Genomic DNA, 26563 nt, shown 5'->3' with positions numbered 1-26563 from the left:
TTGATTCCGCTGTCATGACTCGAACCCTGTTCAACAAAGTCCTTATTGCGAACCGCGGCGAGGTCGCCCTGCGGATCGTGCGTGCATTGCGCGAACTGGCCATCGCGAGCGTCGCCGTCTACGCGGACGACGACGCCGAGGCACCGCACGTGCGGGCGGCCGACGAGTCCGCCGCGCTAGGCGCGGTGGGGCCAGCCGCGTATCTGGACGCCGCGCGGCTGATCGCCATCGCCCGCGAGCACGGTTGCGACGCCGTGCATCCCGGCTACGGCTTCCTGAGCGAGCGCGCCGATTTTGCCGCCGCGTGCGCGCAAGCGGGTTTGCGCTTCATCGGCCCCATGCCCGAGCAACTCGCGCTGTTCGGCGACAAGGCCCACTCGCGCGCGCTCGCGCAGCGCTGCGGCGTGCCGGTGATGCCGGGCAGCCAGCAGGCAGTCACGCTCGAAGAAGCGCAGGCGTTCTTTGCCGCGCAGCGCGGCGGCAGCGTCATGATCAAGGCGATCGGCGGTGGCGGCGGGCGCGGAATGCGCGCGGTCACGTCGATCGACGATCTGCCGGCCGCCTACGAGCGCTGCCGCAGCGAGGCGAAGGCGGCATTCGGCGTGGACGGTGTCTATGTCGAGCGGCTGATGACCGGCGCGCGCCATATCGAGATCCAGCTCGTCGGCGACGGCCACGCGGTGCTCTCGCTCGGCGAGCGCGAATGCACGCTGCAAAGGCGCTTCCAGAAGCTTGTCGAAATTGCGCCGAGTCCCTCGCTGACCGACGCGCTAAGGCAGAGCATCGTCGCCGACGCGGTTGGCATGGCGCGCGAGGTTCGCTACATGGGGCTGGGGACGTTCGAGTTCCTGGTCGACGAAAGCTCAGACGATCTGCCCTACGTGTTCATCGAGGCCAATCCACGGTTGCAGGTCGAGCACACGATCACCGAGGAAGTAGCGGGCGTCGATCTGGTGCAGACGCAGATCGCCATTGCGGCCGGCGAGCGGCTGGCCGATCTCGGCCTCGATCCCGGCGCGCCGCCTGCGCCGCGCGGCTTCGCGATCCAGTGGCGCATCAATGCGGAAACGCTCGACGCACAGGGTCAGGCGCAGCCGGGCAGCGGCAGGCTCACGCGTTTCGATCTGCCGGCCGGACCGGGCATTCGCGTCGATACGCACGGCGTCGCGGGCGGTTCGCCTTCGCCGCATTACGACACGCTGCTCGCGAAGTTGATCGTCCATACGCGCGGCGCGTCGTTCGACGCGGCGCTGCGCCGCTCGCTGCGCGCGCTCGCGGAGTTCCGCATCGCGGGTGTCGCGACCAACCTGCCGCTGCTGCGCGCGCTGGCCGCCCGGCCGGAGATGGCGAGCCAGCAGATTCACACGCGCTGGCTCGAAGCGGTGCTGCCGGCGCTGGTGGACGCGGCGCGCGAATATGCGGATCCCACGGATGACGGCACCCGCGTTCCGGCCGGCGCATCGCAGGAGGCGCATCCGGCTGCGCCCGAACACGCGGTGCTCGCGCCGATGCCGGCGCGCGTCGTGCAGCTTTCCGTTTCCGAAGGCGACGTGGTGGCGGCCGGTGCGGAGCTTGGCGTGCTCGAATCGATGAAGATGGAGCATCTGCTGCAGGCGCCTCACGCGGGCCGCGTGATGTCGATTCTCGCCGCGCCCGGCAACTATCTCGCACAGGGGCAGGCGGTGCTGGTGCTGGAGCCGGTCGACGCGGCCGCAGTGGAAACGGTATCGGCCGAGGCGGCGCGCGATCCGGACTGCATCCGCGCCGATCTGCAGAAGGTGATCGACCGGCACGCGTTGACGCTCGACGCCGCGCGTTCGGAAGCGATCGCGAAGCGCCGTGCGCGCGGCGGCCGCACGGCGCGCGAGAACATCGCGGATCTGTGCGACGAAGGCAGCTTCATCGAATACGGTGCGCTCGCGATTGCCGCGCAGCGCAGCCGCCGCACGCTCGACGACCTGATCGCGAACACGCCGGCCGACGGCATCGTCACCGGAATCGGCGGCGTGAACGGCGCCCTGTTCGGCGCGGAACGCGCCCGCACGACGGTGATGTCGTACGACGCGACCGTGCTGGCCGGCACGCAGGGCTTTTTCAATCATGCGAAGACCGACCGGCTGCTCGAACTGTCGCTCAAACAGAAGCTGCCGGTTGTCCTGTTTGCCGAAGGCGGCGGCGGCCGGCCGGGCGACGAGTCGTTGCGCGGTCCCGGACTCGACGTCGGCACCTTCGCGAGCTATGCGGTGCTCTCGGGCCAGGTGCCGGTGGTGGGTATCGCTGCGGGCCGCTGCTTCGCCGGCAACGCGGCGTTGCTCGGCTGCAGTGACGTCATTATCGCCACGCGCAACAGCAACATCGGCATGGGCGGCCCCGCGATGATCGAAGGCGGGGGACTCGGCGCCTACACGCCGGAGCAGATCGGGCCCAGCCATGTGCAGCACGCGAACGGTGTGATCGACGTGCTGGTGGACGACGAACGCGAGGCGGTGGGCGTCGCGCGCCGCTATCTGGCCTTCTTTCAGGGCGCGATGAAGGACTGGCGCGCGCCCGATCCGGTCGGGCTGCGTCATGTGGTGCCCGAGAACCGGCTGCGCGTCTACGATACGCGCGCGGCAATGACGGGACTCGTCGACGAAGAGAGCCTGCTGATGCTGCGCGCGGGCTTCGGCACCGGGATCCATACCGCGCTCGCGCGCATCGAGGGCCGCCCGGTCGGGCTGATCGCCAATAATCCGCTGCATCTCGGCGGCGCAATCGACGCGGACGCGGCGGACAAGGCGGCGCGCTTCCTGCAGCTGTGCAATCTCTACGGACTGCCGATCGTGAGTCTCGTCGACACGCCGGGCTTCATGGTCGGCCCGGACGTCGAGACGACCGCGCAGGTTCGGCACGTGAGCCGGTTGTTCGTGACCGGGGCGCATCTGCGCGTGCCCGTGTTCGCGGTGGTGCTGCGCAAGGGCTACGGGCTCGGTGCGATGGGGATGACGGCCGGTGGCTTCCACGGGGCCGTATTCACGATCAGCTGGCCGACCGGCGAGTTCGGCGGGATGGGGCTCGAAGGCGCGGTCAGGCTGGGTTACCGCAAGGAGCTGGAGGCCCTGCCGGCCGGCCCCGAACGCGACGCGCTGTTCGACAAGCTGCTCGCGCGCCAGTACGAGCGCGGCGCGGCGCTGAGCATGGGGGCGACGCTCGAAATCGACGCGGTCGTGGATCCGGCCGAAACGCGCGCGTGGCTCGTGCGCGGGCTCGCGTCGACGAAGGTTGACGAGCAGATCATGCCGTTCGTCGACACGTGGTAATCGGGTAATGCGCCTCCGCAGGACCACCTGAGGTTTGTACCAAGTAGTATAAACATTGTACTGATTGGTATATTCGGTTTCGTTGCGTCGAACTTCTATTCAGGAGTGTGCAATGACATCAGTGGCAGCGCCCGCACCGAACGAGACAGTTTCCGGATCGGCGGCCGACAAGGCGATGTTTTCGACAATCGTCTGGCGGCTGATGCCGTGGCTGTTTCTCGCGTATGGCGTGAACTACGTCGACCGCATCAACATCGGCTTCGCGAAGCTGCAGATGGCGCAGCGGCTGGAATGGGGCGATACGGTGTTCGGCATCGGCGCGGGGATTTTCTTCATCGGCTATCTGATGTTCGAGATCCCGAGCAATCTGATGCTCGACCGGATCGGCGCACGCAAGACGCTGCTGCGCATCATGTTCTGCTGGGGCATTGCGGAGAGCGCGCTGATGTTCGTGCGCACGCCGCTGCAGTTCTACGTCGTGCGCTTCGTGCTCGGCTCGTTCGAGGCAGGCTTCTTTCCCGGCGTGATGCTGTACCTCACGTACTGGTTTCCTGGCGCGCGGCGTGGGCGCATCATTTCGAAGTTCATGATCGCGATGCCGATTGCGGGCATCCTGGCCGGTCCGACTTCGGGGGCGGTGCTGAAATTCCTCGACGGAGCCGGCGGCTTGCAGGGCTGGCAGTGGATGTTCGTGGTGCATGGCGTGCCGGCATCGATACTCGGTGTGCTGATCTTCGTATTCCTGATCGATCGTCCCGAGCAGGCGCCGTGGCTTTCGCTGGAGCAGAAGCAGCGGCTGCGCGAATTGCTCGACGCGGACCGCGAGCACGCCGCGCAGCCGGCGCACGGTTCGGCGCTGCGCGTGCTCCGCGATCCGCTGGTTTGGGTATTCACCGTCACCTACTTCCTGACGCTTGGCGGAAGCTACACGCTGGCCTTCATGTTGCCGAGCATCGTCAAGAGCTGGGGGATTCCGGACCCGTTCGTGGTCGGTCTCTGCACGGTCATTCCTTATGTCGTGACCGTGCTGGCCCTCATGGCGTTCGGCAGCAGCTCGGACCACTTCCATGAGCGTCGCTGGCACTTCGCGCTCTCCATTCTGATCTCGGCTCCCGGCGCGGCCGTGATCCTGCTGGCGCAAGGGCATGTCGCCACGCAACTGATTGGGCTCACCGCCGCCGTGCCGGGCACGATCGTCAATGCCGCGATGCTGTTCGCCCTGGCCACGGAGCGGCTGCCGAAGCGCGACGCCGCTGCGGGCATTGCCATGATCAGTTGCTTCGGCAATCTCGGCTCGGCGGTGGCGCCGGTCATTACCGGACGAATCGTCGAAAACACCGGCAAACCGATGACGAGCCTCTATTTCATGATCGCGATTTATCTCGTCGCGGTGGTGTGGCTGATGATGAGGGTGCCGGCACGCGCGGCGGGTGAGAGCGACGACGTTCGTCTGCCGCGGGGCGCGTGACGACGCGCTGTCTGGTGGTCCTTCAAGGCGTCGCGCCTGGGCGAGTGGCGCGCCGCCGTTGTCAGCTCACGAACGGCAGCTTCATGTCGCGCGCGGTCGCGAGCATCGACAGCGTGATCTTGCGCACTTCCAGTTTGCTCTGCGTAATGTGAGCGCGTAGCAGAAGGCTGGCCTCGCCGAACTTGCCCCGGTCGATCAGGTTGAGCATGGCCGAGTGCTCGTCGTAGGTCGCATTCGTGCGGTGCGCCTTGAGAAAATCGAGCCGCCGCACGATGCGGATGCGCTCGGTCACTTCATTATGCACCCGCAGCATCTCGGTGTTGCCGGCCGCGCCAACCAGCCCGCGATGGAAATTCTCGTCCAGCACGAACATCGCGGCCGGATCGCTCTCGCGCTGCGCAGCGTCGACGCACCATATGGCCCGCAATGCTTCCATCGAATCGTGCGGCGCCGTCGAAAGCCGTTCGATGGCCGCGAGTTCGAGCACGATACGCAGGTCGTAAAGCTGGTCGAGCTGGTCGAAGTCGATGTCGCAGACCTTCCAGCCGCGCCGGAAACCCACTTCGAGATAGCCCTCGCGCAGCAGCCGGAATAGCGCATCGCGCATGGGCGTGCGCGACACGCCGTAGTGCTGTGCGATGTCGTTTTCGGAAAAGCGGTCGCCCGGAAACAGCCGGAAGCTGAAGATGTCCTGCTTGAGCCGCAGGTACACCTGTTCCGCAAGCGGGTTCACGCTATAGGCCGCCTTGGCCCCGGAGGCTTCGGCAGTCGCTTCGCGCATGTCGTCCATGAGTCGGGTTTCGTCGGTGTCGAGGGGTGTGCGTCGCATCGGTACGCCTGTGATTATCCGCCCTTCAGACCGGTTCGATCAGGCTGACGTGCGCTGCCACGATCGTCCAGCCGCCGAAGGTCCGGTCGGCAGCGCCGATGCGGGCCCAGGTTTGCATCTGGCGGCCCGTCAGCGGTGTGGCGTCGCTCGTGAATTCGGTGCTCACGGTTGCGAAGTCATTGCCGAATGTGGTCACCACGGTGCGACGGAGACGCCGCGAGCGCGGCACCGGCGCGCAGCTTTCGCGCCAGCGGCGGATCGCCTCGCCGCCGTGCTGGATCTCCGCAATGCCGTAGCGCACCGTTTCGGGCGCGTCCCAGAACAGCGCGTTCATCGTTGCGACGTCATTGTCGACGAGCGCGCGCTCGTATGCCTCGAAGGCTGCCGCCACCTCCGCGACGATGGCGGGGCGGTTTAATTCCATTGTCATCGGGCTGCCTCCAGCAGGGCGTCGAGCGGCGCCGTCCAGCCGACGATGCCGCCTTGCGAGTGAATCATCGCGAGGGTCGCGTCGCGAAACGCGGGAATGTAGCTCGCTGTCGCGTCTTCGATCAGCAGGCATTCGTAGCCTCGGTCGTTGGCTTCGCGCATCGACGTTTGCACGCAGACTTCGGTTGTCACGCCGGCAAACACGAGGTGCGTGATGCCGCGCATGGCGAGCTCTTCGCCAAGGCGCGTGGCGTAGAACGCGCCTTTGCCGGGTTTGTCGATCACGAGTTCGCCTTCGAGCGGGGCGAGCGCATCGACGATCGCGTTGCCGGGTTCGCCGCGAATCAGGATGCGGCCCATCGGCCCCCGATCGCCGATGCGTGCATTCGGCGTGCCGCGCAGCCGCTTGGCCGGCGGGCAATCGGAGAGATCGGGGGCGTGCGACTCGCGCGTGTGCACGATTTGCCAGCCCGCTGCCCGCGCGTGCGCCAGCAGTCGCGCTACCGCCGGCACAATGCCGGCCAGCAGGGAAACGTCGTTGCCGAGCGCCTCGCCGAAGCCGCCCGGCTCGATGAAGTCGCGCTGCATGTCGATGACGATGAGCGCGGTATGGCGCGCGTCGAAAGTGAACGGTGCGGGCTTCGCCCGTGCAACGGTGGTCATCGTGGACTTTCTCCTTCTTTTGGCGGGTACTTCATCGCATCCTTGCCTGGCCTCTGCCTGGTTCATGCGCCGGCATGCAGCACCGCGGGTTCGGCCACCGGCGGCGCGCTTTCGTCGCCGTGGCCGGCCATGTGACGTCCGAGCGCCACGCGGTCGGCCTCGCTGGCGGCCGTCTCGTACACGAGCCGCCCTTCGGCCATCACGACGATGCGGTCGGCCAGTTCCAGCAGTTCGTCCAGGTCTTCGCTCACGAGCAGCACGGCCGCGCCGGTATCGCGCGCGGCCAGGATGCGTGAGTGAATATCCGCGACCGAAGCGAAGTCGAGACCGAAGACCGGATTCGCGACGATCAGCACGTTCACGGGCTGCCCCAACTCGCGCGCCAGCACGGCGCGCTGCACGTTGCCGCCGGACAGCGTGCCGATGGCGCGCTCCGTTTGCGGTGGCCTGACGTTGAACTCGGCGATCAGCCGCCCGACGCGCACACGCATGGCGCGGCGGTCGAGCCACCAGCCGCCGCGGCGCAGCGGGATACGATCGAAATCTCGCAGGGCCATGTTCTCGGCCACGCTCATGCCTGCCACGCAGGCATTGCGCAGCGGCTCCTCGGGCAGCGCGAACACGCGCAGGCGCGTCATCGCTTCGCGCGTCGCTGCATAGGGCGCGCCTTCCACGGTCATCTCGCCCGACCGGACCTTGCGCTGGCCCACGAGCGCCTCGATCAGCTCCTTCTGGCCGTTGCCCGACACGCCGGCAAGTCCGAGAATTTCGCCTGCCCGCACTTCGAGCGTCGCTTCGCGCACGGCCGCGTGGCCGCGGTCGTCGACGATCGAGAGATTCGAGAGTGCGAGCCGCACGGGCGCATCGGCCGGGCAGGGCGGCCGCGCGGGCCGCAGTTTGCCGGCGTCTTCGGCAGCGCCTGCACGCGCTTCGGCGCTCGCTTCGGTGCCCATCATCCACGCCGCCAGCCGATCGCGGTCGGTATCGGCCACCGCGCAGGCGCCGACGAAGCGGCCCTTGCGCAGCACCGTCACGTCGTCGGCATAGGCCATCACCTCGCGGAACTTGTGCGTGATCATCAGCACCGTGAGGTCGCCGCGCGAAGCCAGCGTACGCATCAGGCCGAGCACCTCGTCGGCCTCCTGCGGGGTGAGCACGGAGGTGGGCTCGTCGAGGATCAGGAAGCGTTGCTGCAAATACAGTTGTTTGAGAATTTCGAGCTTCTGTTTCTCTCCCGCGGCAAGCGACGAGACCGGCGCATCCAGTGCGATGCGAAACGGCATGCGGCGCATGAACGCCGCGAGCCCCGCGCGTTCGGCAGTCCAGTCGATCCGCCACGGCAGGCTGCCGCGCGCAAGCAACAGGTTCTCCTCCACGGAAAGACCCGCCGCCAGCGTGAAATGCTGGTAGACCATGCCGATACCCAGCGCCTGCGCGTCGCGCGGCGAGGCGATGCGCACCTCGCGCCCATCGGCCAGTATCGCGCCGTGGTCGAGCACGCCGTAGCCCACAAGCCCCTTCACGAGCGTGCTCTTGCCCGCGCCGTTCTCGCCGAGAAGCGCGTGAACGGTTCCGGGCGCCACCTTAAGCGAAACGTCGTCGAGCGCGCGAAACGCGCCGAACGACTTGCCTGCACCGATCACCTCGATGCCGAGCGCACGCATGGCGGTGGCCATGATCAGCGCTCCAGCGCGGCAGCGAACGCCGCCGAATCGGACACGGTGCCGAACACGCCGCCCTGCATGAGGATCATGTTGAGCGCGGCGTCGTGGTTGCCCTGGTCGGTGGCGCCGCAGCAGTCGGCCAGCACGGTGCATTCGAACCCGCGGTCGTTGGCCTCGCGCATCGTCGTATGGACGCACACGTCGGTCGTGATGCCGGTGAGCACGAGATTGGCGATGCCGCGCGTGCGCAGGATCAGTTCGAGATCGGTCGCACAAAAGGAGCCCTTGCCGGGCTTGTCGATGACGATTTCTCCGCGTAGCGGCGCGAGTTCGTCGATGATTTCCCAGCCCGGCTCGCCGCGCACGAGAATGCGTCCGCAAGGCCCATCGTCGCCGATACCGATGCCGTTCGTGCCCGCCTGGCGGCTGCGCCAACGCTTGTTCGCGGGCAGGTCGGAGAGGTCCGGACGATGTCCCTCGCGCGTGTGGATGACGGTGAAGCCGAGCTCGCGCATGAGCCCGAGCACACGCTTGATCGGCTCGATCGGGGCGCGCGTGAGCGAGAGGTCGTAGCCCATCTTGTCGACGTAGCCGCCGTAGCCGCAGAAATCGGTCTGCATGTCGACGATGATGAGCGCCGTGTTGTCGGGACGCAGGTTGCCGTCGTAGGGCCAGGGGTAGGGGCGGGCTTCGATGTAGCGGGTCATGGGATTCTCCGGGGCACGTGCCCGGGAAGCGGGCGCGTTGCGATTTCGATCAGGTATCCATATTGATTAATTTGCGCTTATCGCGTGAGACTCAGTTCGCCGGGCGCTCCCGCGAGCGTGCGGTCGGGGCGGCAGTTCGCGATCATGAGCGCAAGCGTCAGCACATAAGGCGCCGCGTTGAACAGGTAGTAGCCGGTCGTCACGCCGATGGCCTGCAGCGCGGGACCGAGCGCGCCCGCGGCGCCGAACAGCAGCGCGGCCCACAGGCAGCGCAGCGGCTGCCAGCGCGCGAAGATCACGAGCGCGACGGCCATGAGGCCCTGGCCGCTCGACAACCCTTCGTTCCAGCTACCGGGATAGACGAGCGAGAGATACGCACCGCCCACACCCGCGAACAGTCCGCCCACGGCGGTTGCAATCACGCGCACGCGCGTGACCGGATAGCCCATCGCGCGAGCGCTTTCGGCGTTCTCCCCGACGAGCCGCAGCGTCATGCCCCAGCGCGTCGAGCGCAGGCCCCACTGCAGAGCGAACGCCAGTGCTATGCCGATGACGAATAACAGATTGACGTGCAGCGCATTGTGCAACTGCGGCGACGAAGACCAGGCGCCGAGATCGATAGACGGCAGCATCGGCGCCTGCGGTTCGATGAACGGTTTGCCAACGTAAAACGCGAGGCCGGTGCCGAACAGCATCATCGCAATGCCGAACGCGATATCCGAGACGCGCGGCAGCGAGCAGACGAGTCCATGCAGGCCGCCGAGCACGAGTCCCGCGAGCGCGGCGCCAAGCACGCCTATCCACGGCGAACCCGAGAGATACGACGCCGCGTAGCCGCACATCGCGCCGGACACGAGGATGCCTTCGAGGCCGAGATTGACGCGGCCGCCCTTTTCCGTGAGGCATTCGCCCAGGCTCACAAACAGGTAAGGGGTGCTAACGCGTATGGCGCCGGCGAAGAGCGAAAGCAGCAGCACGGCCGCGGGCGAGTGAAGATCAGGCATGGTGAGCGCGCTCCGGCGAAATGGCGGAAACCGGCAGAGAATCGGCCTGCAGCCTGACGCGCCACTGCGCGAGGCGAGGGCTGAGCGCCTCCCAGGCCAGCAGGTTCGCGAACAGCAGGCCTTGCAGCACGAGCGTGGCGGCGTCGGGCAGATCGAGGCGGCGCTGCAGCAGGCTGCCGCTCGACTCGATGCCGCCGATCAGCATGGCGCAGACGATCACCGCCAGCGGGTTCTGGCGCGCCGCGAAGGCCACGAGAATGCCCGCATAGCCATAGCCCGAAAGCAGCGAGGCGTTGGCGCTGCCCTGCACGGCGGCGACCTCGAACATGCCGGCGAGTCCCGCGGATGCCCCACCCATCGCGCAGGCCGCGAGGGCGAGCCCGCTCACGGGCAGGCCGACGAGACGCGCCGCCCGCACGTTGCCGCCGGCCACGCGCATCGCAAAGCCCAGCGTGCTTTGACGCACGAGCACCCAGGCGGCCAGGCAGGCGAGCACACCCCAGAAGAGGCCCCAGTGCACGTCGAGTCCGGGCAGCGAGCCGACGGACATGGCATCGGGAATCGGCAGCGTCGAGGGCTTGTTCAGGCTCGCAGGATCGCGCAGCGGTCCTTCCACGAGGAACTTGAAAACGGCGATCGCGATGTACGACATCAAGAGGCTGCTGATGGTCTCGTTCACGCCGCGCCACTGGCGCAGGGCACCCACCGCGCCAATCCATAGACCGCCCGCGAGCATGCCGGCAATGGCCATGAGGGGCGTGGCGACGAACCAGGGCGTGGCAGGCGGCAGACATTGCGGCATCACGGCCGCCGCGAGACCGCCCAGCGCGAGCGCGCCCTCGCCACCTATCACGATCAACCCGACCTGGGCGGGCAGGGCGACGCACAGCGCCGTGAACATGAGCGGCGCGGCGCGCAGCAGCGTGTTCTGCCATGCGAACGACGATCCGAACGCACCTTCGGCGATGAGGCCGAGCGCATCGGCCGCCGGTTGACCTTGCACGAGCAGGAAGGCGCCGAAGAGCGCGAGCGTGGAAACCACGGCACAGGCCGTCGGCAGCGCGGGCAGCACGGCAAGCACCAGACGGGCCACGCCGGGCGAGAGGCCGTGCGACCCGTGAGCGGGCGAAACGGAAGCAGACATCGCAACTCCTGGCGAAGGCGCGGGCGCCCTCAGATCTGGCCGACGACGCCGGCTACGAGGTAATTCATGTTTTCGAGCGCGATGTCGGTTTGCGCGTAGCTCGTGCCGGCCGTGATGGCATTGCCGCCCTTGTTGTCCTTCATGGGCCCCTTGAAGATGACGTATTGGCCGGCGACCATCTTCGCCTTTACCGCGTCGGCATTCGTGCGCGCGCCGGGCGTCACCTTCGCGCCGTAGGGCGACATCTTCACGAAGCCTTCGCGCAGACCGCCGCGCAAGATATTGGGCTGCGCCTTTCCGGCCTGGGCCTGGGCGACGAGCAATTTGTAGGGCGTGGCCCAGTCCCACTCGGCACCGGTCAGGTAGCCCTTGGGCGCGAGCGCGGCCTGGCTCGCGTGATAGCCGCAGCTCATGACGCCGCGCTTTTCCGCGGTTTCGATCACGACCTTGGGCCCGTCGACGTGGCAGGTGAGGACGTCGCATCCCTGATCCACGAGACTGTTCGCCGACTCCGCTTCCTTGACGGGCATCGACCAGTCGCCCGTGAAAATCACGTGCGTGGTGATGGATGGGTCGACGCTCTGCGCGCCCAGCGTGAACGAGTTGATGTTGCGCAGCACCTGCGGGATGGGCTTGGCCGCGACGAAGCCGAGTTTTTTCGACTGGCTCGCATGGCCCGCCACCACGCCGTTCAGGTACTGGCATTCGTCGATATAACCGAAGTAGCTCGTGATATTGGCCGGGTCGCCCTGTTTCCAGAGGCCGCCGCAGTGCGCGAAGTGCACCTTCGGATATCGGGCGGCCATCTTCAGCACGTGCGGATCGAAGTAGCCGAACGAAGTCGCGAAGACGAGCGTCGCCCCGTCCTGTTCGATCATCGCCTCCATCGTCTTCTGCACGGCGATGGTTTCGGGCACGTTTTCTTCTTCGACCACCTTCACGTTGGGCAGCTTCTTGATGACGGCCGCGGCCTGCGCCTGGGCCTGGTTATAGCCGTAGTCCTCGCGCGAGCCAACGTAGATCACGCCGACGGTAAGCGGTTCGGCGCCGAAGGCCAGATCGAAGGGCAGCGCGCTGCCCAGTGCGAGCGCGCCAGCGCTCTTCATAAAGTCACGGCGTGTGGTCATGGTTGGGCTCCTCGTGGATTCTCTGGATTGGGCAGGGCGCTACTGGACGGATGGGGTTTCGGACTGAGCCTCGGCTTGCGCGGCGCTCGCGAGCCACGCGCGCCAGCCGCCGAACGACGTGATATCGAGCGCGCCGCTGCCTGGTCCCACGGCGGCCGGCTCGCAGATGAACCCTTTGACGGTGTGGCCGTTGGCGGTCCGGACGCTGCCGATGCCGAGCGGCGCGGGCACGTTGGCCACGAAAGTGCCGAAGGTGCGTGCCGGGATCTCCCAGAGCTCGATTTCGATTGGCATTCCTTCCTGTTGCGGCGTATGGACGAGTGCGGGCTTGGCTGGCGTCGTATGGGCGAGAGCATAGAGGCGGTGGTGCGACGAAGTCGTGGTCGTCTCGACGAAGCGTGCGCCGGCCTCTCGCATCTGCCAGCAGAGCGGTTGACCGCGCAGATGGGCGCCGACCACCGCGAGCGTGATGGTGGGCTCCTCGAAGGGCAGCGGCTGAGCCGCAATCGCGGCGGCATCGCCTGCCAGCCCCGATGAGCGGCCCGCCATGAAAAGCGCCTGGATCTGAGCGCCCAGCACGGCGAGCCGCTGGTCGGCGCCGGCGGGCGCGATCAGCGTGATGCCCGCGGGCAAGCCATCGGCGCGGCGCGGGCCCGGCACGGCGAGCGCGCACAGGTCCAGCAGGTTCACGAAGTTGGTGTAGACGCCAAGCTGGCTGTTCGCGCCGATCGGGTCCGCTCGCACCGCGTCGAAGGTCGGATGCGTGGGTGTGGTGGGTACGATCAGGATGTCGAAGGTTTCGAACATCGCTTCGACTTCGCGCCGTAGCGCGGCGAGGGCGTACTGGCCGTTGAACGCGTCGGCGGCGCTGTAGCGGTCAGCCTTCGCGATGATCTCGGCGACGACCGGATCGATGTCGGCGCGATTCGTTTCGAAGAAGGTACTGAGCGCGGCGCGCCGCTCGGCCACCCACGGGCCATCGTAAAGCAGCGCAGCCGTGCGCTGCATCGGTTCGAACGGCACACGTATGGGAGCGGAGCCCAGGCGGGTCGCAATCGCATCGAGCGTTGCCGCAAAGGCCTGCTGCGCTTCTCCGTCGCCAAAGAAGGTCAGCGGCTCGGGCACCGCGAGACGCAGCGGCGCATGGGGCAGGCCGAGCGCCGGCAGGCGCCGCGCGTAGCTGTCCTCGGCGTCGTACTTCGCCATCTGCAGCAAGACCTGCCAGGCGTCGCCCACGTCGTGCGCGAAGATCGACACGCAATCGAGGCTCCGGCACGCGGGCACCACGCCTCGCTTGCTCACGAGCCCCGGCGTGGGTTTGAGACCCACGAGTTCGTTGAAGCCTGCCGGCACGCGCCCCGAGCCCGCCGTATCCGTGCCGAGCGAAAAGGCGACGAGTCCCGCCGCAACGGCAACGGCCGAGCCGGAACTCGATCCGCCCGAGATGTGCCGGTCGGACTCGAACTGCCGTACGCCGCCATGCGGCGAGCGCGTTCCCACGAGGCCGGTGGCGAACTGATCGAGATTCGTTTTGCCGATGAGGACGGCGCCGGCGTCGAGCAGGCGGGCGACAGCGAACGCCGTGCTGCCGGGCGTGTATGCGAATGCGTTGCAGGCTGCGGTGGTCGGCAGGCCGTCGACGTCGATGTTGTCCTTCACCGCGAAGGGCACGCCGAACAGCGGCAACCGCTCGAAAACAGCCGCGCCGTGACGGGCCAGGGCTGCTTCGAGTGCGGCAGCGCGTGCGGCGAGATCGGCCGCGTTCACGCGCGAGATCCAGATTTCCGGGCGCGCGGCGCCGTCAATACGCGCGCTTACCGCTTCGAGAATCTCACGGGGCGTGTTCTCACCGCTCGCATAAGCATGAAGCAGCGCTCGAATCTTGAATGGAGTCGTTGTTGGCATGAGTGCAATCTTGAATACAAGATGGCATCCAAAAAGCAGAAACTATGCCAAGAGGTGAGTTTTTGTCCTCGGAGCGTTGCAGGGCAAGGGGTTGCGGGTCAGCGCAAGCCGCAGGATGGACGGGCGGACGTGATGCGGGATGGTGCGGTCCGTGCTCAGGCTGGTGCATGTGTCCCACACGGTGTGCAAGTGCTTCCTGGTGATTTGTACTCAAAAATCACGTTGACCACCGGATTACATGGTCAATGCGTATTGGTCGAGGCCACACTCTCCCTCGGCGGCCTCGAATCCGACTTCGATTTCCCATCGCCTGCCCGCAACGCTGACCACGGTCTGGCAGGTGACCTTGCTTCGAGGTGCATAGACGACGTAGTACGCATGCTCGCGTTTATCGTCGAGGCGACGCCAGGACCGTGATGGCAAGGCTTGAGCGATCTTGTCGGCGCGTGCGTAAATAGGACCATTCCACCACAGCGGCTCGCTCTCGCGTGGGTTTTTGACGGTAAGTGCTCCAGTAGACCGCATTCAAAACCCTCGCGTCGGAGTCAATGAGTATCGACGCTTACAGATAAGCCCTGGTATGTTGAGTTTACGGGTTTTGGACATCGAATCTCATGGCATAAAAGTTTGCTGTGCCCCATTTCGTTCCGTCCAGAGTGCGAATTGTGCAATGCCGAGTTGGAATTCTTTCGAAAATGAGTTGACGGAATTATATGGCCATACTGAATGATTAAATAAAAATTAAGATAAGTGGATATCTTCTATCTACGATCAATGGAAATTAATGAGGTGGATGATTAATTCATACCCAAGGATTCTTCTTGGATTATCTCGATGCAAGAGCGATGAGATTAAATAAAATTCATTAACGTGAAATGAGATCAGGTAGCAAAAGATAGGGGAAGCGTGTTGAGCCGTGTTTGGGAGGGGTGGGAAAGGGTCCTGTTTCCTGGAATGATCGTTTGACGAAGGGAAAAATCATCCAGGACGTGATCGTTCAACGTCTCCCGGTGATTTGATGAAAATTCACAACGCCAGCGCATTCATCATTCGCTTCGCTGACCCGGCTTTGATACATTGATTTAGAGCACAAGAAAGCAGGCAACAGAATACCGTTTCAGCTTCCTCGCAGCAGCTGTGAACGCCCGCGACACGGGCAAAGATGGCAGAGTCCATGAATGGGTCGGATGGCACTACTTGTAGCAAGCGTTTTCGCTCACTTTGTAAACCATCGGGTAAAGTTAGTAGTACTGCGCCCGGCCTTTGTGAAGATATGGAGGAGAGGATGAAGAAGGCTTTGCTTGCCGCAGCGCTCATGTCTGCGGGAATCGTCGCGCATGCACAAAGCAGCGTGACGATGTATGGCCGGCTTGATGTCGGCGTCCAGTACCGCACGGGGATTCCGGGCGGTAACGCCGTGCAGATGGAGAGCGGCGACTGGGGCGAATCGGAATTCGGCTTCAGAGGCGCGGAAGACCTGGGTGGCGGGACGAAGGCGATCTTCAAGCTGGAGATGGGCCTCGATATGATGAACGGCAACTATCAGAATGGTTCGCTGTTCGGTCGCGAAGCGCGCGTCGGTCTGACGAACGATACGTGGGGTACGTTCAAGATTGGCTATGCGGGCGCGGCGGAAATCAGCCAGGACAGTTGGGACGTCGATCCGCAACTGATGCAGTTCTATTCGATCGCCACGCTGGTTCGGGGCCGTAACTGGGCGCAGGCAGGCAACAGCGTGGAATACACCTCGCCGCTGCTCGCCGGTCTCACCTTGAAGGGCCAGTACGATCTTGCGAACGCCTCGAACTGGAACGGCAATGGCGGAACGGGCAGTGCGCCGGGTCAGCTTGGCGCGACCTCCGGTTTCGGTGCGTCGCAGGGCCGTTCGGACGGCGCCAAGATCCAGTACAACGCCTCCGCGTTCGAACTGCAGGCGATCTACGACGAAATCCGCGACCCGTTCGGGCGCTTCAGCAACGTCTACCTGTACTCGCGTTCGATCATGGCCGGCGGCACCTATTCGCTCGGTCCGGTCAAGTTCTATGCGGGCTACCAGCACCTCGCGGCGCCCGACGCGGACGAAGCCGGTTATGACTTTGCGGCCACGCCGGGCGGTGCGAGCCTGCCGACCGCGGTCGATCATGAATGGGGTGGCGTGGGCTGGCAGATCACGCCCGTTACGCTGCTCACGGCCGCTATCTATCACGCCAACGCCAACAACGGCAACGGCAACGCGACGCTGTACACGCTCGCCGGTAGCTACAACCTGTCGAAGCGGACGTTCCTGTACTCCGAACTGGGCTATATCCACAACAGTTCGACGTCGAACATCGGCCTCGGCGACGGTTATGCCGATCCGTACGGTACCGGCGGCGCGACCAATGCGAATGGCGGCGGCGCGGTTGGCAGCGGCCTCAACGAAGGTCCGGGCTACGGTCATGGCCAGTTCGCCGGCAACGTCGGCATCATGACCCAGTTCTAAAGGAGCAGCGGCAACAAGCATCGACTCGTCGAGCGGGAAGCCGGACCGGCAGGACCGGACTTCCCGCGCGTGAGGTTCGTCCCCGAGGTTCATCCGCTTAAGCCGGGAAGAAATCAGGAAGAATTTTCAGAGCAAGGAGAATCGATATGAAGTTGATACAGGTTGCCAGGGTCACCACGGCGGCGTTCGCACTGACGCTCGCCATGGGTGCTCACGCACAGGCCAGCGATACGTCGGCAAATAACGCGGCGGCGGCAGCGCCGACTTCCGCCAAGGCAACGAAGGCTGCGAACCGTGCGCTCGCCAAAAAGGTTCATCGCGCACTGGCACGTACCAAGGGACTGGATCCGACTCACATCTACGTCAAGGTCGCCAACGGCGTCGTGACGCTCACCGGCAGTTGCGATAGCCAGCAGCAGATGGACCTGGCGGTCGAAGCGGCAAAAAAGGTTGATGGGGTGACTTCGGTAAGCAACGGACTGAGTATCAAAACGCCGGATTAACGCTAACGCTCTCTCGCGGCCGCGTCAGGCAGACACCGACGTCGCCTGACGCCGTGAGACTGCACATCGGGTTCTTGATCGTGTTAGGCGCGAAGGCAAGGATCGTGTCCATCCAAATTGCGGATATCGATGCTTCTCGCCCCTGTCGATCCTCGCCAGACCTCAAATCTTCGTGTCAATACACTCCCGGTACACCTTCGGGTCGATTCTTGAATCGCCTGTGAACCCAATAGTACTGGTCAGGGATTCGATTAATCTGTTGTTCAAGGAATTCGTTCATCGTGCACGCGTCAACCAATTCATCATTCGTGGGATAGTTTGCAAGCGGTTTGAATATGGTTAGCTTGTATCCGCGATATTCGGGAAGCACTTCGGTGACAAACGGCACGACGCGCGCGCCGGTCAGCTTCGCCAGGCGCGAAACCGAGGTCAACGTGCAAGCGGGTACTCCGAACAGAGGCGCGAATACCGAGCCGGTTATGCCATGGTCCATATCTGCGGCCAGCATCACCGGAACTCCGGAACGCAAACTCCTCAGGGCCAGCCTCGCGCCCGTACTGCGCTCGATCATCTCAGCACCGAATCGACCACGTTGTCGCCTGGCGAGTTCGCAGAGGCGAGTATTCGACATTCGGGTGTATAGCGCTGTAACTGGCAGGCGCATGGAGTACCGCATGCAACCGACCTCAATTCCGACAAAATGAAACCCCATGAAAATGGTCGGCGGAGGGTCGGGGTCACCCAGATCGATGCCACTCTCGATCTGCACCAGCCGGTCGATCGTGCGCGCACTGCCGAACCATTGAAAACCGCGCTCCAGGTAGCTACGCGCAACATGGCGGAAGTGCGCAAGCGCGAGCTCATCACGCTCGCACTCGGTTTTCGTGGGAAAACAAAGGCGCAGGTTCACGAGTACCACGTGCTTACGGTGACTCGGCAACCGGTAAAGTGCCGCGCCAAGGGCCGCTCCCACGCTGGCGACCCACCGATAGGGAAGAACGGAGAGGAGCCCTAGCAAACCGATGAGCATCCAATATCCGAGAGTTTTCATGCATTCTTTCACTTGAACGATCATGGGTGATTTTTGTGTTCAGGATGACTGGCGAATGAACAGCCGCTTTGCCGGAAACCGCGTCAACCTGGAGGTATAAGCAGACGACGCTCGTCTCGCGCCGCACGTGCGACCGGACTCATTGCCCAGCGAGCTGGAGCTTGGCAACCGGATTCTTTCGCATAGGGGGTCGAGAATGCAAGCTCGGGCAGATGAAGATCGATTTATTGACAATCGCCACAGGGGGGGGCCGCATGGGCACGCGACAAACGTTGCAACGATACCGGGTTTTTGCCGCGTAGACGACCCAAGATACGGGAAGCCATGACTAGCAGTGTACCCTCGGCAGCACGCAGATCAAACAGTTCGGTGTCGAGGCCGGAGCTGCCCCAGTTTCGGTAATGTTCAGCCTCTTCGCTATGCGGCGGGTTGCATAACGCGTCGAGGAACGATTCGTAACCAGCCGGCCTGGAGCAATCGTTAATTCTGGTGTGCGCGGGCGGGAGGCATGATGAGGCGGCCAGCGCTTGAGAAGTCGGTATGCGTTGACTCACGGGGACGTCGTGCGCAAGCGCGAGGGTCGGCGCGCCGAGGCGAGAGGTTCCCAGATCCAGCAGCATTGTCGTAGCCAGCCGATCTGGTGGGACAGGCCGCCGAGCAGCATGAGCACGCTGACGACCACGATCGGGTAGATGGCGAAGATTTCGGCCGTAGTCGTCAGAGTGATCGGTCTTGGCGAAGTTCGACATGTCGGTCTCGACGACGCCAGGCGCGACCGCAAACTAGGCGCTTTCCCGCGGCGTGAGCATGAACCGCAGATCGACGCAACTCCGCTCGGGCGGATGTCCGTCCAGTATCTGCAGCAACAGTCGCGCGGCCTCGAAGCCGATCGGGTAGCGTGGCGTCGTGATGGTCGTGAGCGACGGCGTCGACCATGCGGAAGGTGGCAGATCGTTAAATCCCGCGATCGCAATCTGGCCTGGCACGGAGATGCCGCGCCGCTGGCACTCGAAGAGTGCGCCGAGTGCAAGGTCGTCGTTGCAGCAGAAAATCGCGTCGCATCCGGGAGCCTGTTCGAGCATCCGCGCGAGCAGCTTCGAGCCGAGCCCGACGCTCGATGGTTCGTCGGTCAGTATCTCGACATCGGGGTCGAGACCCGCCGCGCGCAGCGCGCGGCGAAAGCCGGCGCGACGCTGCATGGTGCGCGGGTCCAGTTGCGCCGCGATGAATCCCGGGTACTGGTAGCCGCGTTCGAGCAGATACTTCGTCAGTGTGAAGCCCGCGCGCTGCTGCGAAAAACCCACCGACCATTCACCGGGAGTCCGGCTCAGATCGTACATATGAACCACGGGCACACGTTTTGCCGCCAGGCGTTGGCAGATTGCTTCGGAGCCGTCTATACCGGTGACGAGAAAGCCGTCGGGTGCGTGCGCGAGGTAGGTCGAAACCAGTTCCGCCTGCTTCTCAGGAGAGTAGTTTGTAATGCCAATTAAAATCTGATAGCCGGCCGGTCCCATGCAATCCTGAATGCCGGCGAGCGTATCGACGAAAACCGCATTCGACAAAGACGGTACCAGCACGGCCACGACGCGTGAGCGCGACGAGGCGAGCGTGCGCGCCGCATGGTTCGGCACGTAGCCGAGTTCCGCGACGGCCGCTTCCACACGGGCACGTGCTTCGGGCGACAACTGCGCTGGATCCTTCAGGGCACGCGATACTGTCATCGTACTGACTTGTGCGAGATCCGCGACGTCGGCGATCGTCGCGCGTCCGCTTTGCCGGCGTCGCGCTGATTCATGGGGTGTCGCGGTCGTGGCGCTGCGCGGGCTCTGGAGCGTTCCGGGCTGCCGTGCTGCGCGAGTCGGTTTGTCTTTCATCATGCGAGTATCGCCTCGCCTATGCCGGAAGGGAAGCCCGGGAAAGCGCGGGATTGAAGCAGGGTTCATCCGGATAGGGCAGAGTGATCTGTTAGCGCTAACATCCGCGTCATGCAACATGAAAGCACGACGATACAAGGAGACAGCCAGATGCGAACCCAACGAGGCAACCTGCCAAAGCCGGCCAGCCGGACTGCGAAAGTCACCGCCTGCTCGCTCGGCGTTGCGGCGCTCCTCGCCGCCGGGGCGGCGCGCTCCGCGGAGGTCGAGGTGCTGCACTACTGGACCTCCGGCGGCGAAGCAAAATCGGCACAGGTCCTCAAGCAGATGCTTGAAGAAAAGGGCGATACCTGGAAGGACTTCGCGGTGGCCGGCGGTGGCGGAGGAAACGCGATGACCGCGCTCAAGACGCGCGTGATCGCCGGCAACCCGCCCGCGGCAGCCCAGATCAAGGGGCCCGCCATTCAGGAGTGGGGCGACGAAGGCGTGCTGGTTTCGATCGACGACGTAGCGAAACGCGAAGGCTGGGACAAGCTGATTCCCCCGCAGATTGCGGGCATCATGAAGTACAAGGGGCAATATGTGGCGGCGCCGGTCAACGTGCATCGCGTCAACTGGCTGTGGATCAATGCCGACGCGCTGAAGAAGGTGAACGCACAGCCGCCCGCCACGTGGGACGAGTTCTTCAGGATAGCTGACGCACTACAGAAAGCGGGCATCACGCCGGTCGCGATCGGTGGCCAGCCATGGCAGGAAGCCGAAACCTTCGAGACCGTGGCGCTCGGTGTGGGCGGCGCGGCCTTTTACAGGAAAGCCTTCGTGCAACTCGATCAGGCGACCCTCAAGGGGCCGACCATGGTCAAGGCGCTCGAAACGTTCAAGAAGATCAAGGCCTACACCGACAAGGGGCAGACGGGGCGCGACTGGAATCTGGCGACCGGCATGGTGATCTCCGGCAAGGCGGCGATGCAGTTCATGGGGGACTGGGCCAAGGGCGAGTTCAGCGTGGCCGGGAAGGTGCCGGGCAAGGATTATCTGTGCGTGCCGGGTCCCGGCTCGCAAAACGCCTATACGTTCAACGTCGACAGCTTCGCGTTCTTCAAGGTCAAGAGCGCGGATGTCGAGAAGGGACAGAAGGATCTCGCGAGCCTGCTTCTTAGCCCGAAGTTTCAGGAGATCTTCAACCTCAATAAAGGTTCGATTCCGGTGCGGCAAGGCATGGATCTGTCGAAGTTCGACGCCTGTGCGCAGCGTTCGGCCGCCGACTTCACCAGCGCGCAGGCGAAGGGAACGCTCGTGCCGTCGTGGGCGCACGACATGGTCGATACGCCGGCGGTGGAAGGTGCCTTTTACGATGTGCTCGGCAACTTCTGGAACGACGACAACGAAAGTGCGCAGGAAGCCGCGGACAAGCTCGCCGTTGCGGCGAAGACTCGCTGAAGTGGCGGCACGGAACGGCCTGGATGACAGGTCTTTCCGTGACCACGGCCATGCGGTTCGTCAGGATGGGCGATCTGCGTGGCGAAAATCGCAACGCCGCGCCGTATCAAACGCTGCCGGCAAGCCAGGCCGCGATTTCCGGCCACGTTCCGGCAAGCGTGCGCGAGCCCATGAACAAGCCGATATGCCCGCCCGGAACCGTTCGGCTGACGATTTGCCCGTCAGGGGTGCCCAGATACTTTCGCGCGTCGAGTACCTGCTCGGGCGTCGTGATGTCGTCGGATTCGCCCGCGAGAAGATAGACGGGACAGGTGATGGTTTTCAGGCTGAGCTTGCGTCCCAGCGCGACAAACGTGCCTTTCGCGAGGCGGTTTTCCTTGAACAGTTGCTCGATCGCCTGCAGATACCAGCGCCCCGGCAGATCGATCGGATTCTCGTACCAGCGGGCGAACGCTTCCTCCTTGCGCACGTAGGCAGGATCGTCGACATGTTCGTACAGGTCGACGAATTCGCCGAGGTAGTGCTGATCGGGATGCATGTTCTTCCAGCCGCGCAACATCAAGCGTCCGCGCATCAGACCGCCGCCCATGGCGACGAGCTCTTCGTAGAACGACAACGGCGAATCGTGCGCCATTCTCCTGATCGGACCGTCACCGGCGTCGGTATCGATCGGCGAGCCTGCCAGCACGAGCCGCGCGACCTTATGCGGGAAGCGCGCCGCGAACATGGCCGACAGCCAGCCGCCCTGGCACAGGCCCACCAGATTGACCCGACCGCCGACCTCGTCGACACAGACATTCAATTCTGCGAGGTACTGGTCGATCTCGAGATCCTTCATGTCGTCCGTGGCCGATTTCCAGTCGGTCAGGTAGAGATGCCCGACACCGTGCGTGCGTAACGTTTCCATCAGGCTTTGACCCGCATGGAAGTCAGCGATCATCGCGCTGTGGCCCGCGTAGGGGGCATCGACGATGGTCGGCAACCCGACCGCGCCTTCGACCGAGTAATCGCGGAACGTCATCGTACGCAGTTCGAGCAGCGGTCGATTGCTGGACGCGAGTTTGGGATGCAGCTCGAAGTGCAGCTTTTCCTCTTCGGCGAAGGCGCGCAGGCCGCGAGCCGAAAGCTCCATGCCGGTCTCCGCCATGGCGACGGCGGCGGCCATGGGCCAGAAGAACGGCAGGGCAGGGGTCACGTGCTTTGCGGTGTTCGTCTTTTTCGATTTCGTCATGATGTTTCCATCAGCAGTTGCGTGGGTTCTTCGTGTGGAAGGCAAGAGGACGCGTTTGTCGTGATCCATTGTGGTACAGGTCAGCGCGGATCGCATGACTTCGATCAATTTATTCGGGAGCCGCCAGGCTGTTGCAACGAGGTCAGGTGAGGTCGAAGCGCCGGAACACGATGCGCTTGATCTGGTCGAGTACGAGTGCGAATGCGACGACGCTTCCGATCAGGACTCCGATCAATTTTGGCGATACCGCAACCATCAGCACTCCCGTTGCGGCCAGCGCGCTCACGAGCACGATGTCCGCGATACTGGCCAGTGCCATGACGGCACCCGGGGCGAACGTCCAGATTCGCCCGTCGTTGCGTAGCACATACACGTTGGCCTGGGTCGTGAATACCAGCAGCAGGAACACCACCGTCTGCATCTGCCCGGAATCGGCTCCAGAGCGCGTCCGCACCAGTTCGTAGAGCGACAGTGAGAAAACGAGGGAAACCGAGGCGAGCACGGCCGCGGCCCCGACAAGTTGCCCAACCCGCCAGTGTTGTGGCCGGGCCGCCGGTTGGACCCGATCGGCGGCGATGCTCATGGTCACGAAGTCGTTCGCGAACAACAACAGCACGATCAGGCGTGGCGAGATCACAAAGCCTTTGGTGAGCCAGAGGCCGAGCGTAAGGAAAACGACGATCTCGAGGGTCTTGACGACCTTGTTGAGAATATAGGTCAGCATGCGCCGGTGCACTTCACGCCCCGTGCTGACCACCGTCAGGACTCCACTCAGGCCCGGATCGGTCAGAACAACCCCCGCCGCAGCTTTGGCCACGTCGGTTGCGCTGGCGACCGCGATCCCGAGTTCCGCCTGGCGCAAGGCAGGCGCATCGTTGACTCCGTCGCCGGTCATGCCCGTGACATGTCCGGACCGCTGCAGCGCGCAGACGATGGCGTGCTTTTCTTCGGGCAGCACACGCGCGAAGATGTCGCAGCTTTCGGGATGTCGAAGGTCGTCACCGCGCGGGACACAGATGCGTGTGCCGAGTCCGAGTCGCTGGCCGATTGCCTGCGCTGTCTCCAGTGCGTCACCGGTGGCCATGCACACGCGAACGCCGAGCCGGCCGAGCTTCGCAATCAGTTCGGCCGCATCTGCCCGAGGGGGATCGGCGAGGGCAATGAGGCCCGTGAGCCGGATCGCCCCCGCCGGACCGGCTGCGATTGCCAGCACGCGCGCACCGCCGGCGGCCAGAATCCGCTCGGCTTTCTGTGCTGCCTCGCGCTCCGCTTCCCCGGTTTCGCAGCGCTCGAACACGGCGCCCGCCGCGCCTTTGATCGCATGCCACTGGCCGCCGTCGACGGTGTAGATGCCTTCGCTGAACCGCGTTGCTGGATCGAAGGGATGATAGTCGGCACGGACAGGCTGGGAGGTGTCCTGGGGGCGCGTGCGCCAGGCTGCGAGAATCGCAAGATCGAGGGGATCCTGCGATGCGTCGTCGCTGGCGAGTGCCGCCGCCCGCAGCACTTCCGTCTCGTCGGTTGCCGCCAACGTCCGGATCCCGGTGACCGACAGCACGTTTTGTGTCAATGTGCCGGTCTTGTCCGAGAGCAAAGTGTCCATTGCGGCGGCTTCCTCCACCGCAGGGAGCCTGGTGACGAGAACGCCCCGGCGGGCGAGCCGAGTACTGGCGACGGCTGTGGCCAGCGTATACGTCGCCGGCAACGCTACCGGTACCGAGGCAATGAGCAGCAACAGGGCGAACACGGCGGTGTCGGCCCATGGCAGATCATGGGTTGCGGCGTAGAGGACGACCAGCACGACGAGCGCGAGGTCGAATGCGACAAGGCGCTTGACGATGGAGAAGATCGTGCGCTGCATGTGGCTGGGTGCGCTGGACGTGCGTACCAGTTCTGCCGTCCGGCCGAAACAGGTTCGCGAACCGGTCGCGGTGACTTCACCGCTGGCTTCGCCTTGACGTACGATCGAACCCGTATAGGCAGGCTGCCCAGGGCCCGCGTCGACCGCGAGGGATTCGCCGGTCAATGCTGACTGATCAAGCGCCACCATTCCATCGAACAGCACGAGATCGGCGGGCACGATGTCGCCTGCCCTTACGTGCACCACGTCTCCGGGGACCAGTTGGGCTGCGGGCAAGCGACTCCAGTGCGCGTCACGCAGTACCCGGGCGCTAACCTGCAACTGATGCCGCAGAAGCATCAGGGCATCCTGCGCGCGGCGCTCCTGAACGAAAGCGACGAAGGCGTTGAAAGCAAGCAGAAACAGGATGACCAGCGCCTCCTGGGTCCGGCCAAGCAGGATCTGCAGAAGGATGACCGCCTCGAGCATCCATGGCACCGGTCCCCAGAGCTTCCCGGCAAGTTGCCGCCATCGCGGTGTGCGGGCTTCTTCGATGGCGTTGGCGCCGAACTGTTGAAGGCGACACCCGGCCTCCGCCGACGCGAGTCCCGTCGTATGATCGGTCGTTGAAGGCGGTTGTGTTGTTGTTGCCTGAGGTTCGGCGATAATCGGCATTGGCGGCAGGCTACGGATCAGGGGAGTGAGGACGACTTCTGCGTCGCGCACACGCACCACAGCCTTGGTGGGTGCGTCGGTGTCAGGCGATGCCGTGAGGTGCGGTATCCATCCGTTCGCCGTGGCTGCAACGCCGTGGACTTCAAAGAGAGTACCGTTGAAGCGAGCCCGAGCATTGATCTAGCTCAAAACGGTGTATTGCGTACGACATACCAACGGCATAGCTGTACTGCTCGCCATTCTGTAATTCTTGCGGGCACTCTGATGCAGATTCCGCGAACCAGACGTTTGCAGCGGGTGAGCCGTCTCGCACCGTTTGTGATAAGTGCGCCTATTGTGTCGCCGAGGTATTGCGTCGGGAAGCCACCGGTTTCGGTGAGCCACCATGTATCAACGATGACCGCTTCGCCTTTGCCCACAACGCTGTGATACCACTTCCAGACTTCGGATCGATGGGCTCGCCGACGGTCGTCATATGCTTGAAGTGGTAGTTGTACCTCGATGGTTCGTCGGGACCGCTGCATACCCGAACACGACATTTCTATAAAGCTACTACAACAGAAAATTCGATAAATTATGTTATGTAAAGTCTCGGAAGCTAGTCCGAACAGAATGTAGTTATTTCGACAGCATTGAGTTAACTATTTGTAATAATACTTACAAAAATATAACGGTTAGCCTCAACTGCACTGCCCATGAATGCTGTAGCACCCCGTCACGGCGAGTTGTCCGATTTCCTCGCGCTCTCAAACGGCCTGTCAATCGCGCGTATCGCTGATGTTCTCCGCTGCTGCACGCGAACCGTCCGGAACTATCTCGCCGGTCGTTCGCCGATCCCGTGGCACCGAATCGAGCTGATGCGTTTGCTCGTGCGCGAGGCGGCCGCGGCATCCTCCCAAGCCCAGACACAGCCTGAGCTCGACGAAACCGGCGTCACCGCCAACATCGAGCCCGATCCCGATGCGCCTGACGTGCCGCCGGCGGAAATGCTGGCGTGGGTCGGCGTCCACGCTCCGCATTACCTGTCGAGTCAGCGCAGCTTCGAGCAATATGTCCGGGGATGGCGAGTCGTCGAAAAAATCCGCCGCGCGAAACTCGAAGGCTCATTTGCCGACGTGCTGGCTCGCTGGCGAGTGCTCGCCGTCGAGCTGCCAAAGGCTTGGCGATCCGGCCGCCTCTGGCGCGACCTGGGACCACCCGCTTACCACAAGGCCTAAACCAGCAG

19 protein-coding genes and 1 pseudogene are annotated in these 26563 nt (G+C 64.2%); 6 read left to right on the top strand and 14 right to left on the bottom strand.

What is annotated here, in order from left to right; all coding sequences use genetic code 11:
• The first annotated feature begins 26 nt into the window (after nt 1-26).
• Nucleotides 27-3299, top strand: a complete 3273-nt coding sequence (locus tag WJ542_RS29550) for a carboxyl transferase domain-containing protein (protein ID WP_411193557.1) — start codon at nt 27-29, stop codon at nt 3297-3299.
• Between the two features lie 112 nt (nt 3300-3411).
• Nucleotides 3412-4767, top strand: a complete 1356-nt coding sequence (locus tag WJ542_RS29545) for an MFS transporter (protein ID WP_411193087.1) — start codon at nt 3412-3414, stop codon at nt 4765-4767.
• A gap of 61 nt (nt 4768-4828) precedes the next feature.
• On the opposite strand, the gene WJ542_RS29540 is transcribed toward WJ542_RS29545, so the two are convergent.
• The 10 genes and pseudogenes from WJ542_RS29540 to WJ542_RS31805 all read right to left on the bottom strand — a co-directional run.
• Complete coding sequence (locus WJ542_RS29540; RefSeq protein ID WP_411193555.1) at nt 4829-5557, bottom strand: GntR family transcriptional regulator; 729 nt, start codon at nt 5555-5557, stop codon at nt 4829-4831.
• A 64-nt stretch (nt 5558-5621) separates the two neighbouring features.
• Complete coding sequence (gene hpxZ / locus WJ542_RS29535) at nt 5622-6020, bottom strand: oxalurate catabolism protein HpxZ (RefSeq protein WP_411193553.1); 399 nt, start codon at nt 6018-6020, stop codon at nt 5622-5624.
• 2 nt (nt 6021-6022) lie between these two features.
• Complete coding sequence (locus WJ542_RS29530) at nt 6023-6688, bottom strand: cysteine hydrolase family protein (RefSeq protein ID WP_411193086.1); 666 nt, start codon at nt 6686-6688, stop codon at nt 6023-6025.
• Between the two features lie 62 nt (nt 6689-6750).
• Complete coding sequence (locus WJ542_RS29525) at nt 6751-8364, bottom strand: ABC transporter ATP-binding protein (protein ID WP_411193085.1); 1614 nt, start codon at nt 8362-8364, stop codon at nt 6751-6753.
• Between the two features lie 2 nt (nt 8365-8366).
• Nucleotides 8367-9059, bottom strand: coding sequence for a biuret amidohydrolase (gene biuH / locus WJ542_RS29520; RefSeq protein ID WP_411193084.1), 693 nt, complete (start codon nt 9057-9059; stop codon nt 8367-8369).
• Nucleotides 9060-9136: 77 nt separating this feature from the next.
• Nucleotides 9137-10063, bottom strand: coding sequence for an ABC transporter permease (locus tag WJ542_RS29515; RefSeq protein WP_411193083.1), 927 nt, complete (start codon nt 10061-10063; stop codon nt 9137-9139).
• The gene (locus WJ542_RS29510) at nt 10056-11207 is read right to left on the bottom strand and encodes an ABC transporter permease (RefSeq protein ID WP_411193082.1); all 1152 of its coding nucleotides are present in this window, start codon (nt 11205-11207) and stop codon (nt 10056-10058) included. Before WJ542_RS29510 ends, WJ542_RS29515 begins: the two co-directional genes overlap by 8 nt.
• A 29-nt stretch (nt 11208-11236) precedes the next feature.
• Nucleotides 11237-12334, bottom strand: coding sequence for a BMP family ABC transporter substrate-binding protein (locus WJ542_RS29505; protein WP_411193081.1), 1098 nt, complete (start codon nt 12332-12334; stop codon nt 11237-11239).
• Nucleotides 12335-12373: 39 nt separating this feature from the next.
• Nucleotides 12374-14239, bottom strand: a complete 1866-nt coding sequence (gene atzF, locus WJ542_RS29500; protein WP_411193080.1) for an allophanate hydrolase — start codon at nt 14237-14239, stop codon at nt 12374-12376.
• Between the two features lie 249 nt (nt 14240-14488).
• Nucleotides 14489-14728, bottom strand: a pseudogene (locus WJ542_RS31805) (IS701 family transposase); the annotation flags it as partial.
• A 796-nt stretch (nt 14729-15524) separates the two neighbouring features.
• On the opposite strand from WJ542_RS31805, the gene WJ542_RS29495 reads away from it, so the two are divergent.
• Together WJ542_RS29495 and WJ542_RS29490 are read left to right on the top strand one after the other, a co-directional pair.
• Nucleotides 15525-16721 (top strand): porin, encoded by a 1197-nt coding sequence (locus tag WJ542_RS29495; RefSeq protein WP_411193079.1) that lies wholly within the window; start codon nt 15525-15527, stop codon nt 16719-16721.
• A gap of 146 nt (nt 16722-16867) precedes the next feature.
• Nucleotides 16868-17224 carry a BON domain-containing protein gene (locus WJ542_RS29490; protein ID WP_411193078.1) on the top strand — a complete coding sequence of 119 codons (357 nt, stop codon included), beginning with the start codon at nt 16868-16870 and terminating at the stop codon, nt 17222-17224.
• Nucleotides 17225-17399: 175 nt separating this feature from the next.
• On the opposite strand, the gene WJ542_RS29485 is transcribed toward WJ542_RS29490, so the two are convergent.
• Both WJ542_RS29485 and gntR read right to left on the bottom strand, forming a co-directional pair.
• Complete coding sequence (locus tag WJ542_RS29485) at nt 17400-18275, bottom strand: lipid A biosynthesis lauroyl acyltransferase (protein ID WP_411193552.1); 876 nt, start codon at nt 18273-18275, stop codon at nt 17400-17402.
• Nucleotides 18276-19057: 782 nt separating this feature from the next.
• Nucleotides 19058-20152 carry an HTH-type transcriptional regulator GntR gene (gntR, locus tag WJ542_RS29475; protein ID WP_411193548.1) on the bottom strand — a complete coding sequence of 365 codons (1095 nt, stop codon included), beginning with the start codon at nt 20150-20152 and terminating at the stop codon, nt 19058-19060.
• A gap of 150 nt (nt 20153-20302) precedes the next feature.
• Between gntR and WJ542_RS29470 the strand changes: the two genes are divergently transcribed.
• Complete coding sequence (locus tag WJ542_RS29470) at nt 20303-21592, top strand: ABC transporter substrate-binding protein (RefSeq protein WP_411193077.1); 1290 nt, start codon at nt 20303-20305, stop codon at nt 21590-21592.
• A 106-nt stretch (nt 21593-21698) separates the two neighbouring features.
• On the opposite strand, the gene WJ542_RS29465 is transcribed toward WJ542_RS29470, so the two are convergent.
• On the bottom strand, nt 21699-22757 hold the full coding sequence (locus tag WJ542_RS29465; RefSeq protein WP_411193546.1) for an alpha/beta fold hydrolase: 1059 nt from the start codon (nt 22755-22757) through the stop codon (nt 21699-21701).
• A gap of 208 nt (nt 22758-22965) precedes the next feature.
• The gene (locus WJ542_RS29460; protein WP_411193545.1) at nt 22966-25338 is read right to left on the bottom strand and encodes a plasma-membrane proton-efflux P-type ATPase; all 2373 of its coding nucleotides are present in this window, start codon (nt 25336-25338) and stop codon (nt 22966-22968) included.
• 695 nt (nt 25339-26033) lie between these two features.
• Between WJ542_RS29460 and WJ542_RS29455 the strand changes: the two genes are divergently transcribed.
• Complete coding sequence (locus WJ542_RS29455; RefSeq protein ID WP_411193076.1) at nt 26034-26555, top strand: IS21 family transposase; 522 nt, start codon at nt 26034-26036, stop codon at nt 26553-26555.
• Nucleotides 26556-26563 lie beyond the last annotated feature (8 nt).

The organism is Paraburkholderia yinzeri, assembly GCF_046581065.1.
Classification (GTDB): Bacteria; Pseudomonadota; Gammaproteobacteria; order Burkholderiales; family Burkholderiaceae; genus Paraburkholderia.
This window is presented reverse-complemented; position numbering and strand designations above follow the sequence as displayed.